The sequence below is a fragment of the Streptomyces sp. NPDC001532 genome (assembly GCF_040298625.1).
Taxonomy (GTDB): Bacteria; Actinomycetota; Actinomycetes; order Streptomycetales; family Streptomycetaceae; genus Streptomyces.
Genome location: NZ_JBEPAL010000025.1, coordinates 1 through 11,457, shown reverse-complemented (window position 1 = coordinate 11,457; position 11,457 = coordinate 1). Strand labels below are relative to the sequence as shown.

Sequence of the window (11,457 nt, the reverse complement as noted above, 5' to 3'; positions counted from 1 at the left end):
TATCGTGGCCGGGTGAAGATCGCGCTCATGGACTCAGGAATCGGGCTGCTGGCGGCCACCGCCGCGGTACGGCGCCTCCGCCCCGACGCCGATCTGGTCCTCTCCCTCGACCCCGACGGCATGCCCTGGGGACCGCGCACCCCCGAGGACCTGACCCGGCGGGCCGTGGCCGTCGCCGAGGCCGCCGCCGCGCACCGGCCCCAGGCCCTCATCGTCGGCTGCAACACCGCCACCGTCCACGCGCTGCCCACGCTCCGCGCCCGCCTGGAGCCCGGTCTGCCGGTCATCGGCACGGTCCCGGCGATCAAGCCGGCCGCGGCCGGCGGCGGTCCCGTCGCGATCTGGGCCACTCCCGCCACCACCGGCAGCCCCTACCAGCGCGGACTCATCCGTGACTTCGCCGCCGGGGTCCCGGTCACCGAGGTGCCGTGCTGGGGACTGGCCGAGGCCGTGGAGCACGCGGACGAGACGGCGATCGACGCCGCCGTCGCGGCGGCCGCCGAACTGACGCCGGACGAGGTCACGACCGTGGTCCTCGGCTGCACCCACTACGAGCTGGTCGCCGAGCGCATCCGCGCCGCCGTCCAGCGGCCCGGCCGTCCGCCCCTGGTGCTGCACGGCTCGGCCGGCGCCGTGGCCGCCCAGGCGCTGCGTCGCATCGGCGCCGGCCTGGAGCCGGTGGCGGACTCCCTGGGTGAGGTGACGGTGCTCCTGAGCGGTCGCGAGGGCCCCCTGCCCGGGCCCGCGCTCGCCTATGCGGAGGGCCGGCTGCTGACCACGGCGGTGCCCGCCCCGGTGGCCGACTCCCGCTGACCGGCGGTGCCGCCACGGTCTCGGCGCGCTCGGGACGGCGTGTCCCGCGCGTGACCCGAGCGGACCAGTCACCCTGCGCTACGGACTACCCGCGCAGCGAAAGCTGAGTAGTCTCGAAGCATGAGGGACCACCCCCGCCGCGAGCACTCCTCGCACCCCGATGTCTGGACCGGGCGGGCCACCAACCGGGTCCAGTGGCTGCTGGCGCTGATCGGCGCCGCCTGTATGGCGCTCGGCATCGAGCTGGCCGTCGACTCCGCGTGGACCACGGGGATCGCCCCGCTGGTGATGGCCGTCGTCGGCTGCATCGCCGCCGGGCTGCTGGTCCTCTTCGGCACCCTCGCCTTCGTGCATGTCGCGCTGCGGGTGGACCAGGAGTGCCTGGAGATCCGCTGCGGCCACATCGGGGTGCCGCGCCGCCGGATCCTGCTCTCCGACGTCGCCGGCGCCGACTTCGCCCCGCACGTCACTCCGCGTCACTGGGGCGGCTGGGGATACCGCTGGCGCCCGGAGAAGGGCACGGCCGTCGTCGTACGGCGTGGCGAGGGACTGATCCTGCGCCTGTGGGACGGCCACACCTTCACCATCACCGTGGACGACGCGGAGTCGGCCGTACGGGTCATCAGGGACCGTCTGCGCCCGCGCGCGCCGGGCGCGGCCCACTGAGCCCTCGGGTGCACGCGCCGCACGCCCGTGGACTCTTCGGTTTCACGCCCCGGACGCCGGCCGGGCGGACTCCTCGGTCTGCGGCTGGGCCGTCGCCAGTCCCACCAGCAGTCCCGCGCCCGCCGACACGGCGGTGAAGCTGAGCGCGTTGCCGACCACGGAGATCGCCGCGAGCGCCGTCAGGGCCGCGCCCGCCGACAGGGCGACCGGGGTGGGGCGCGCGGTGCGCCACAGCATGTGGAGCATCCAGCAGAACACCGCCACCAGCAGAAGCAGCCCGATCACGCCCTGCTCGGCGGCCTGCTGCAAGGGCGCCGAGTGCGGCTTGCCGTCGGACAGCGGCGACCCGGCCACGGCCTCGCTCAGCTCACCGAACCGCCCGGGCCCCACTCCCAGCGCGGTGTCCTCGCGCGCGAGCGCGAGCGTGTCCCGCCACAGGTCGACCCGGTGCGGCGTCAGCGGGCCCTCCAGGAAGGCGAGCAGCCCCGTCGGCAGCGTCTGCGCGGCGACCGCCCACCCGGCGCCGGTCACCAGCGCCGCGACCAGGCCGAGTCCCGCGAGGCCCGGCCCCCGGTGCCGTGTCCGGCCGGCGGCGAGCGAGGCCAGCAGCACCGCCGCGCAGGCGACGGCCCCGGTCCTCGAACCCAGGACGGCCGCGGTCACCGCGATCCCGGCGGCCAGCGTCCACAGCGCCGACCGCAGCGGGACGGTACTCGCGGACCATGCCGCGCAGCAGGCCGCGCCGGTGGCCAGGGCGAGCAGCGCGGCGGTGGCCCCGGAGTGGCCCAGCGGAGCGCCGGGCTGCGGGCCCGGGGCGAGCTGCGGCACGGCGACGGCCAGCGCCAGCCCGGCCAGCGCCCCGGCACAGGGCGCGGCCACCGGCAGCAGCGAGCCGCCGATCCGCCCGGCGGCATGCCCCGCGGCCACGGCGAGCACCGCCAGCAGCACACCCTCGGGCCGGCCGCCGTGCACCGCGGCCGTGATCAGCGACCAGACGGCGCAGGCACCCAGCACCACCACGCCCGCCGCGTAAGAAACGTTTCGTCTCTCGCCGTCCGCCTCGGCGCCGGCCACAGACGTCATCCCCGTGGACCCCACCCGTCCCCCCGAAACCGGTCCCCCGACCTGTGACGGACCTCGTCCGCCGACCCGTGACACGGGTGGACGGCGCGAGGCTCCGGCACACCGTAACGGCTGATGGGCGGTTTGTGGATGAGTCGGGGTGAGATGTGCGGAAACGATGCCGCAGAGGTCTGTCACGGGCCGCCCAGGGGCGGCCCGGGCGTGTCGGACCGCGCTGTCGGCGCCACGCCCGGCCGCCGTAGACTCCCGGAGTGACCGTCACCGCAACCTCCGTCGACGAGTCGGACGACGTCCGGCCGCGCACCGCGACCGCTTCCCGCGGCACCTGGTTCGCGCGCCTCGTCCCGGCCGCCACCGCGGCGCTCTCCGGAGTGCTGCTCTACGTCAGCTTCCCGCCGCGCACCCTGTGGTGGCTGGCCCTGCCGGCCTTCGCCGCCTTCGGCTGGGCGCTGCGCGGCCGCGGTGTGAAGGCGGCCCTCGGCCTCGGCTACCTCTTCGGCCTCGGCTTCCTGCTGCCGCTGCTGGTGTGGACCGGCGTGGAGGTCGGCCCCGGTCCCTGGCTCGCCCTGGTCGCGATCGAGGCGCTGTTCATCGCCCTGGTCGGCGCGGGCATCGCCGCGGTGTCCCGACTGCCCGCCTGGCCGGTGTGGGCGGCCGCCGTGTGGATCGCCGGCGAGGCGGCACGCGCGCGTGCGCCCTTCAACGGCTTCCCCTGGGGCAAGATCGCCTTCGGGCAGGCGGACGGTGTCTTCCTGCCGCTCGCCGCCGTCGGCGGCACCCCGGTCCTCGGCTTCGCCGTGGTCCTGTGCGGCTTCGGCCTCTGCGAGGTCGTCCGCCTCGCGGCGCGGGCCCGCCGCACCCGCGCGGTACGGCGCTCCGCCGCGATCACCGCACTGCTCAGCCTGGCGCTGCCGCCGCTGGCCGCCCTCGCCGCCCTGCCCCTGGTGAGCGACGACGCCGAGAACGGCACCGCCACCGTCGCCGTCATCCAGGGCAACGTGCCCCGCGCGGGCCTCGACTTCAACGCCCAGCGCCGGGCCGTCCTCGACTACCACGCGCGCGAGACGAAGAGGCTGGCGGAGCAGGTCGAGGCCGGCAAGGTCGCCCGACCCGACTTCGTGCTCTGGCCCGAGAACTCCTCCGACATCGACCCCTTCGCCAACGCCGACGCCCGCGCGGTGATCGACGACGCGGCCCGGACGATCGGCGCGCCCATCTCCGTCGGCGGAGTCGTCGAACGCGACGGCAAGCTGCTGAACGAGCAGATCCTCTGGGACCCGGAGAAGGGCCCCGTCGACACCTACGACAAGCGGCAGATCCAGCCGTTCGGCGAGTACCTGCCCCTGCGCTCGCTGCTCGACGCGATCAACGAGAACTGGACCAGCATGGTCCGCCAGGACTTCAGCCGCGGCGACGAGCCCGGCGTCTTCACCCTGGACGGCACCAAGGTCGGCCTCGCCACCTGCTACGAGGCGGCCTTCGACTGGGCCGTGCGGGACACCGTCACCCACGGCGCCCAGATGATCTCCGTGCCCAGCAACAACGCGACCTTCGACCGCAGCGAGATGACCTACCAGCAGCTCGCCATGTCGCGGATCCGCGCCGTCGAGCACAGCCGCACCGTCACCGTGCCGGTCACCAGCGGCGTCAGCGCGATCATCCTGCCGGACGGCACGATCACCCAGAGGACCGGCATGTTCGTCGCCGACTCCCTGGTCCAGGAGGTGCCGCTGCGCTCCTCCGAGACCCCCGCCACCCGGCTCGGCATCCTGCCCGAGACGGCCTTGGTGCTGGTCGCGGCGGGCGGACTCGGCTGGGCCCTCGCCGCCGCCGCGCGCGGGCGGCGCGCGGGTGACGTGTAACCGTACGACCGACGTACGCCCCCGGAACCCGCCGGGGGCACCTCGGCGGGCCGGTTAGGGTCGGGCCCATGGCTATTCCTGACTTCATCCGCGCCCTGCGGGCCTCTGCCGGACACCAACTGCTGTGGCTCCCCGGAATCACCGCGATCGTCTTCGACGACGACGGCAGGGTCCTGCTCAACCGCCGCACCGACACCCGCAAGTGGTCGGTGCTCGGCGGCATCGCGGAACCCGGGGAACAGCCCGCGGCCTGCGCCGTGCGCGAGGTCCACGAGGAGACCGGCGTCCACTGCGTCGCCGAGCGGGTCGTCCTCGTCCAGGCCCTGGAGCCGGTCACCTACGAGAACGGCGACGTCTGCCAGTACATGGACATCACCCTGCGCTGCCGCGCCGTCGGCGGTGAGGCGCGCGTCAACGACGACGAGTCGCTGGAGGTCGGCTGGTTCGAGGTCGACGCGCTGCCGGAGCTGAACGAGTTCGGGCTGCTGCGGATCAAGCAAGCCATGTCGGACGGACCCACATGGTTCGAGCCCATGAGTTCCGAGTGAACTATGGCGAGTGACCACATGGGGTGAGGGTCGGGCGCTGCCTAGGGTCGAGTCATGACCGCGCCCCATGACCTCCACGGCCCGCCCACCCCGTCCGCCGCCGCGCTCGACCTCGGCGGCCGCACCGCCCTCGTCACCGGCGCCGCCGGCGGCATCGGCCGCGCCTGCGCGCTGCGGCTCGCGGCCGCCGGCGCCAAGGTCAGAGCGGTCGACCGGGACGACGCCGGGCTGGCCGCGCTCGCCGAGCAGTCCGCGGGCCTGGCCGGGACCGTCGAACCGCACGTCCTCGACCTCACCGACCTGGACGCCGCCGAGCAGGTCGCCGCCGGCACCGACGTGCTCGTCAACAACGCCGGCATCCAGCTCGTCCGGCCGCTGGAGGAGTTCCCGCCCGACGTCTTCCACACCGTGCTCACCGTGATGCTGGAGGCGCCCTTCCGGCTGATCCGCGGCGCCCTGCCGCACATGTACGGCCAGGGCTGGGGCCGCATCGTGAACATCTCCTCGGTGCACGGGCTGCGCGCCTCGCCGTACAAGTCGGCCTACGTCGCCGCCAAGCACGGACTGGAGGGCCTGTCCAAGACCGCCGCCCTCGAAGGCGCGCCGCACGGCGTCACCTCCAACTGCGTGAACCCCGGTTACGTCCGCACACCGCTGGTGGAGCGGCAGCTCGCCGACCAGGCGCGCGCCCACGGCATCCCCGAGGAGCGCGTGCTGACCGAGGTGCTGCTCCAGGACAGCGCGCTGAAGCGGCTCATCGAGCCGGAGGAGGTCGCCGAGGCCGTGGCGTACCTGTGCGCCCCGCAGGCCTCTTTCGTCACGGGAACCTCACTGGTCCTCGACGGCGGCTGGACCGCGCACTGAGCCCAGGGCGCCGCCCGGAGTTTTCCACAGGGCTGACGGGGCGCCCGCGTCATGGTGAATCCTGTGAGCATGTCCCGCGATCACGTGCAGTCCGCCGAGCGCTCCGCCGTCGGCACACAGCCGCCCGGCGGTGTCTCCGGTGCCGAGGCGCCTCACACGGCGGCCGGTGCCGACACCGAGGTGTCGAACACCGGTGCCGGTGCCGGTGATGCCCGTGCCGAGGCGGCGACCGCCGACGCCGGTGCCGACGCGCCGGCCGCCGGTGCGGAGGTGCGAGCCGCCGGTGTGCAGGTGTCGGCCGGCGCCGGTGTCGAGGTGCCTGCCGGCGGTGTCGAGGCGCCCTTCCTGGAGCTGCTGGCGCGCGGTGCCTCGGCCGACGCCTACGAGCAGCCGGTGCTGCACGGCCGTACGTCACGGAGGACTACTTCCAGGACGCCCGCTTCCAGCACACGGACAGCATCGACGCGGGCGTGCACGACGAAGGGCTCGTGGCGATCCTCGGAGTGCCGCTGATGCTGGAGCACCGTGTCATCGGGGTGCTCTACGCGGCCGACCGCCGCGCCCGGGTCTTCGAACGGGAGCAGATCGCCCTGCTCGGTTCCTTCGCCGCGCTGGCCGCCGCCGCCATCGACACCGCCAACCTGCTCACCGAGACCCGCTCGGCCCTCGCCGGCCTGGAGCGGGCCAACGAGATCATCCAGGACCGCAGCGCCGTCATCGAGCGCGCCTCCGAGGTGCACGACCGGCTCGCCGAACTCGTGCTGCGCGGCGGCGGCGTGCACGACGTGGCCGCCGCGGTCTCCGAGATCCTGGACGGCACCGTCCAGTTCACCGAAGCCGCCGACGCGCCCGCGCGCGCCCTGGACGAGTCCCGCGCCGAAGGACACGCGGTGCGCCACCAGGACGACTGGATCGCCGCCGTCGCCGCCGGCGGCGAACTCCTCGGCGCGCTCGTACTGCGCGGCCACCCCGGCCTCGACCCCGTCGACCAGCGCACCCTGGAACGCGCCGCCATGGTCACCTCCCTGCTGCTGCTCGCCCGCCGCTCCGCCGCCGAGGCCGAGCAACGGGTCCGCGGCGAGCTCCTGGACGACCTGCTGGATGCCCGCGACCGCGATCCGCGGCTGCTGCGCGAGCGCGCCGCCCGGCTGCGCGCCGACCTGGACGCCACGCATGTCCTGCTCGCCGCCCGGCTCGACGGTTCCGCCGCCGACGCCGACCAGGAGGCCGCCGCCCGGCGCCGGCTGTGGTCCGCCGCCTCCCACCTCGCCGCCACCCGGCAGGGCCTGGCCGCCGCCCGCGACGGCGGCACGGTGCTGCTGCTGCCCCTGGCGTCCGGCGACTGCGCCACCGAGCTGGCCCGGCGCACCGCCCGCCAGCTGGGCACCGCCGTCCACGAAGCGGTCACCGTGGGCGCCTCCCCACCGGTCCGGGAGCTCGCCGCCCACCCGGACACCCTCGCCGGGGCCTACGCGGAGGCCCGCCGCTGCCTCGACGCGCTGCGCCTGCTCGGCCGCACCGGGGACGGCGCCGCCGCCGACGACTTCGGCTTCCTGGGCCTGCTGCTCGCCGGCGACCGGGACGTCGCCGGTTTCGTGGACCGCACCATAGGCCAGGTGGTCGGGTACGACGAACGGCGCGGCACCGAGCTGCTGCGCACCCTCGACGCCTACTTCGCCTGCGGCATGAGCCCCGCCCGCACCAAGGACGAACTGCACGTCCACGTCAACACCGTGGCCCAGCGACTGGAGCGCGTCGGCCGTCTGCTCGGCGACGACTGGCAGTCGCCGTCCCGCGCCCTGGAGATCCAGCTCGCCCTGCGCCTGCACCGGCTGGCGGCTCCGGAACACCACTGACCGCGGCCCCCGCGCGCCGGTGGCATGCGGGGGCCGCGGTCAGTGGCGCGGATCGGTGGCGCGGGTCAGACGGTGTGCGCGTCCGCGGCGCGAGGGCTCGCCGGCGCGGCGTCCGCGGTGGGCTCGATGTCGGCCAGGTCACGGTGGCGGGTCTCCTGGGCCACGCCCACGGCGATCAGCGTCAGCACCGCCGCGGCGATCACGTACACGGAGATCCAGGTGGAGCTGCCGTACTCGGAGAGCAGGGCGGTGGCGATCAGCGGGGCGGGGGCGCCGGCCGCGACCGAGGCGAACTGGGCGCCGATGGAGGCGCCCGAGTAGCGCATCCGGGTCGCGAACATCTCGGTGAAGAAGGCGGCCTGCGGGGCGTACATGGCCCCGTGCAGCACCAGCCCGACCGTCACCGCGAGGATCAGGGCGCCGAAGTCGCCGGTGTCGACGAGCGCGAAGAACGGGAACATCCACAGGCCGATGCCGGCCGCGCCGAGCAGATAGACCGGGCGGCGCCCGATCCGGTCCGACAGGGCTCCCCACAGCGGGATGACCGCGAAGTGCACGGCCGACGCGATCAGCACCGCGTTCAGCGCGGTCTGCTTGGAGACGTCGGTCTCGCTGATGGCGTACACGAGGATGAAGGCGGTGATGACGTAGTAGCTGATGTTCTCCGCCATGCGCGCGCCCATGGCCACCAGGACGTCCCGCCAGTGGTGGCGCAGCACGGCGACCAGCGGCAGCTTCTCGGCTTCCGCCGCCTCGGCCTTGCGTGCCTCGGCCCGTGCCAGCGCCTGCTTGAAGACGGGCGACTCGTCGACGGACAGCCGGATCCACAGCCCGACCATCACCAGCACACCGGAGAGCAGGAACGGTATCCGCCAGCCCCAGGTGTTGAACGCGTCGTCCGACAGCACCGCGGTCAGCAGCGACAGCACGCCGGTCGCCAGCAGCTGACCGGCGGGCGCGCCGGTCTGCGGCCAGGAGGCCCAGAAGCCGCGCCGCCGCGCGTCCCCGTGCTCCGACACCAACAGGACGGCACCGCCCCACTCACCGCCCAGCGCGAAGCCCTGGACCAGCCGCAGCACGGTCAGCAGCACCGGTGCCGCGGTGCCGATCGTCGCGTGCGTCGGCAGCAGCCCGATCGCGAAGGTCGCCCCGCCCATCAGCAGCAGACTCAGCACCAGCAGCTTCTTGCGCCCGAGCCGGTCGCCGTAGTGCCCGAACACCAGCGCACCCAACGGCCGCGCCGCGAATCCGACGGCGTACGTCAGGAACGACAGCAGCGTGCCGACCAGCGGATCGGACTCGGGAAAGAACAGCTGATTGAAGACGAGCGCGGCCGCCGAGCCGTAGAGGAAGAAGTCGTACCACTCGATGGTGGTGCCGATGAGGCTGGCTGCGACGATGCGCTTGAGGTTGGACGGAGCTGGGGGAGCGGTCGCGGGCGACGACATCGGCACCACTTCCTGACGTTCGATGGGGACGTTTGCGTGTCGCCACACCGTAGGAAGGGGCAGGTCAGTGGCGTATGTGGTGGGACGCCATAGTTCTTGAAGTGGGAGTGCGCGTGTCCACCATGCCGGCAGGGCGATGGCGGTCGGCCCCCGCGCTGCCGGTGTGGACTTGCCGGGGGTCTCCAGCAGGTGCTCGGCGCCTGCTGCTTGTACTCGTTCGAGTCAGGCAGCGACAGGGCGTGGGCGTGGCCTGGGTGCCGTGACCGACGACCGCGACCTGGCCCTGGACGATGCAGGCACGGCTCTCCGAGAGGCGACCGCGGCGCTCCGCGCCAGGTGATTTCGGCATAGTGCGAACCCCGAACACTAAGTGACGCTATGTTGCACGCGCGTAGGCACCATCAGCGACGAAGGGTCAACTGCCATGTCTCGTCTCGACCTAGCCCACCTGGCCACCACTGCCGCCCAGAACATCCAGACCGCCGACAAGGTCCGTCGTGACCCGGCCGTCGTCAAGGCTGCCAAGCAGTTCGCGGAGGACGGCGCCCAGGCCCTCCGCGCCGGTGGTGCGCTGGTACGTGAGGTTCAGTCCTCCTGGCGTCGCCACAGCCCGTCGGCAAAGGGCACCGGATCCGGTGAGTGATTTCAGCGCAGAGGCGATGGGCCTCGTGGTCCGCGAGCACCGCCAGGCCCAGAGACCCTCGATGACCCAGGAGGAGTTGGCCGAGCGGGCCGAATACGGGAAGGGTGGCGCGGTCTCGATCTCCCGGATCGAGCGCGGGCTCATCAGCCCCGGGGAGCACCGTCTGGCCGCCATCGCCCTCGCGCTCCAACTGACACCCGCGCAGCTCAAGCAAGAGGCGGAGGACCGAACCAGGTCTCTCGCGCGTCAACGGGGCCGGCGGCCGGAGAAGTTGCGCGACCAGGTCGCGGAGACGAAGAGACGTCACGCCGAGATCAACGAGAAGGTGGCTGAGCGGTCGAAGATCACCCAAGAGCACGGGGAAGCCTTCAACCATGCTCATGATGCCGTTCGCGACAAGTTCTTCCTGAGATTCGTGGAGCTGGCCGAGAGCATCGGCGGGGCACCCGCGCCGGAGAGGGTGAGTGAGGAGGAGATCGACAGCACGGGCGAGATCCCCACCGCGATACGTGTCGAGGCCATGTCCGCCGGGATCGCCAACGCGATCCGCGGTGCCGCCGCTGGGGGTATGGCCGGGGCGGCAGCCGGCGGCGCCGCGGCCTACGGTGCGTTCACCGCCGCCGCGTTGTTCGGGACCGCCTCCACCGGAGCGGCCATCTCGACGCTGTCCGGCGTTGCCGCGACCAACGCGACCCTGGCCCTCCTGGGGGGAGGCACGCTGGCCGCGGGCGGTGCGGGCATGGCCGGCGGAGCCCTCCTGCTCACCGGCATGGTCGCCGCCCCGGCGGCAGCGCTGGCGGCAGCCGGTTTCTACGTCCTGCGGCAGCGCCGGAACAAGAAGGAGGAGGAACGTCTCCGAACCGAGGTCGAGGCCGCGGAGGCGGCGCTGGATCAGTCACAGCAAGGCTTCGACATCATGGTCGACGTCCTGCATCGCGCCACGGCCACCATGGAATACGTCGAACTGCACGGCACCCACGCCCTGGAGAAGTGGAGGGCGAGTCTGTCGCCGGAGCCCCGGGACTGGGAATCGCTCGGGCACGAGGGGCAGGAACGGTACAAGGAGTTCCTCACCGTGGCAGGGTGTTTCCTCGCCGTGAGCATCATCAACGTCCCTGCTCTCCTCACGGCAGAGCCCGACGCCTTGCGCGAGATGGACAAGGCCATCGACGAGACTCTGCGGTACGCGGACAAGACCATCAAGTCGATCGTCTGAGTCCCGAAGCGCTCACGGTTCGCCGGTACGGGTTCGGCCACGCCGGGGCGATCGCGCGTCCTGCCGCCCGGCGGGCCGAGTGCTCCGGTCCGCCGGGGGCTAACGTCGTCGTCCGGGTCAGTCCTTGATCTCGCAGATGGCGGCGCCGGAGGTGAGGGAGGCGCCGACGTCGGCGGTGAGGCCCTTGATGGTGCCGGCCTTGTGGGCGTTGAGGGGCTGTTCCATCTTCATGGCCTCCAGGACGACGACGAGGTCGCCTTCCTGGACCTGCTGGCCTTCTTCGACGGCGACCTTGACGATGGTGCCCTGCATGGGGGAGGCGAGGGTGTCGCCGGAGGCGGCGGGGCCGGACTTCTTCGCGGTGCGTCGCTTGGGCTTGGCGCCGGCGGCGAGGCCGGTGCGGGCCAGGGACATGCCCAGGCTGGAGGGCAGGGAGACCTCCAGGCGCTTGCCGCCGA

The 11,457-nt window shown here is 73.3% G+C and carries 10 protein-coding genes and 1 pseudogene; 8 read left to right on the top strand and 3 right to left on the bottom strand.

The features are described 5' to 3' along the window. The first annotated feature begins 12 nt into the window (after nt 1-12). On the top strand, nt 13-813 hold the full coding sequence (locus ABT232_RS22610; RefSeq protein WP_351842655.1) for a glutamate racemase: 801 nt from the start codon (nt 13-15) through the stop codon (nt 811-813). 120 nt (nt 814-933) lie between these two features. Next, nucleotides 934-1,479 (top strand): hypothetical protein, encoded by a 546-nt coding sequence (locus ABT232_RS22605; RefSeq protein ID WP_351842653.1) that lies wholly within the window; start codon nt 934-936, stop codon nt 1,477-1,479. A 42-nt stretch (nt 1,480-1,521) separates the two neighbouring features. On the opposite strand, the gene ABT232_RS22600 is transcribed toward ABT232_RS22605, so the two are convergent. Further along, nucleotides 1,522-2,562, bottom strand: coding sequence for an O-antigen ligase family protein (locus ABT232_RS22600; protein ID WP_351842651.1), 1,041 nt, complete (start codon nt 2,560-2,562; stop codon nt 1,522-1,524). A 251-nt stretch (nt 2,563-2,813) separates the two neighbouring features. On the opposite strand from ABT232_RS22600, the gene lnt reads away from it, so the two are divergent. The 4 genes and pseudogenes from lnt to ABT232_RS22575 all read left to right on the top strand — a co-directional run. After that, nucleotides 2,814-4,424 carry an apolipoprotein N-acyltransferase gene (gene lnt / locus ABT232_RS22595; RefSeq protein WP_351842649.1) on the top strand — a complete coding sequence of 537 codons (1,611 nt, stop codon included), beginning with the start codon at nt 2,814-2,816 and terminating at the stop codon, nt 4,422-4,424. Between the two features lie 68 nt (nt 4,425-4,492). Next, nucleotides 4,493-4,972 carry an NUDIX hydrolase gene (locus ABT232_RS22590; protein WP_351842647.1) on the top strand — a complete coding sequence of 160 codons (480 nt, stop codon included), beginning with the start codon at nt 4,493-4,495 and terminating at the stop codon, nt 4,970-4,972. 54 nt (nt 4,973-5,026) lie between these two features. Further along, nucleotides 5,027-5,836, top strand: a complete 810-nt coding sequence (locus ABT232_RS22585) for a 3-hydroxybutyrate dehydrogenase (protein WP_351842645.1) — start codon at nt 5,027-5,029, stop codon at nt 5,834-5,836. A gap of 389 nt (nt 5,837-6,225) precedes the next feature. Continuing rightward, a pseudogene (locus tag ABT232_RS22575) lies at nt 6,226-7,692 on the top strand (helix-turn-helix domain-containing protein); the annotation flags it as partial. Between the two features lie 65 nt (nt 7,693-7,757). On the opposite strand, the gene ABT232_RS22570 reads toward ABT232_RS22575, so the two are convergent. Next, on the bottom strand, nt 7,758-9,140 hold the full coding sequence (locus tag ABT232_RS22570; RefSeq protein ID WP_351842641.1) for an MFS transporter: 1,383 nt from the start codon (nt 9,138-9,140) through the stop codon (nt 7,758-7,760). 424 nt (nt 9,141-9,564) lie between these two features. On the opposite strand from ABT232_RS22570, the gene ABT232_RS22565 reads away from it, so the two are divergent. Continuing rightward, complete coding sequence (locus ABT232_RS22565) at nt 9,565-9,783, top strand: hypothetical protein (protein WP_351842639.1); 219 nt, start codon at nt 9,565-9,567, stop codon at nt 9,781-9,783. A gap of 61 nt (nt 9,784-9,844) precedes the next feature. Further along, the gene (locus tag ABT232_RS22560) at nt 9,845-10,999 is read left to right on the top strand and encodes a hypothetical protein (RefSeq protein WP_351842638.1); all 1,155 of its coding nucleotides are present in this window, start codon (nt 9,845-9,847) and stop codon (nt 10,997-10,999) included. 117 nt (nt 11,000-11,116) lie between these two features. On the opposite strand, the gene ABT232_RS22555 is transcribed toward ABT232_RS22560, so the two are convergent. Continuing rightward, nucleotides 11,117-11,457: acyl-CoA carboxylase biotin carboxyl carrier protein subunit (locus ABT232_RS22555; protein ID WP_351842636.1), on the bottom strand; the 341-nt coding region annotated here is incomplete at its 5' end.

Bases quoted from the DNA above. Each gene is read 5' to 3' on its own strand.
- ABT232_RS22570 (WP_351842641.1), bottom strand. From the start codon at position 9,140: ATGTCGTCGCCCGCGACCGCTCCCCCAGCTCCGTCCAACCTCAAGCGC.
- ABT232_RS22605 (WP_351842653.1), top strand. From the start codon at position 934: ATGAGGGACCACCCCCGCCGCGAGCACTCCTCGCACCCCGATGTCTGG.
- ABT232_RS22560 (WP_351842638.1), top strand. From the start codon at position 9,845: ATGACCCAGGAGGAGTTGGCCGAGCGGGCCGAATACGGGAAGGGTGGC.
- ABT232_RS22585 (WP_351842645.1), top strand. From the start codon at position 5,027: ATGACCGCGCCCCATGACCTCCACGGCCCGCCCACCCCGTCCGCCGCC.
- ABT232_RS22590 (WP_351842647.1), top strand. From the start codon at position 4,493: ATGGCTATTCCTGACTTCATCCGCGCCCTGCGGGCCTCTGCCGGACAC.
- ABT232_RS22565 (WP_351842639.1), top strand. From the start codon at position 9,565: ATGTCTCGTCTCGACCTAGCCCACCTGGCCACCACTGCCGCCCAGAAC.
- ABT232_RS22600 (WP_351842651.1), bottom strand. From the start codon at position 2,562: ATGACGTCTGTGGCCGGCGCCGAGGCGGACGGCGAGAGACGAAACGTT.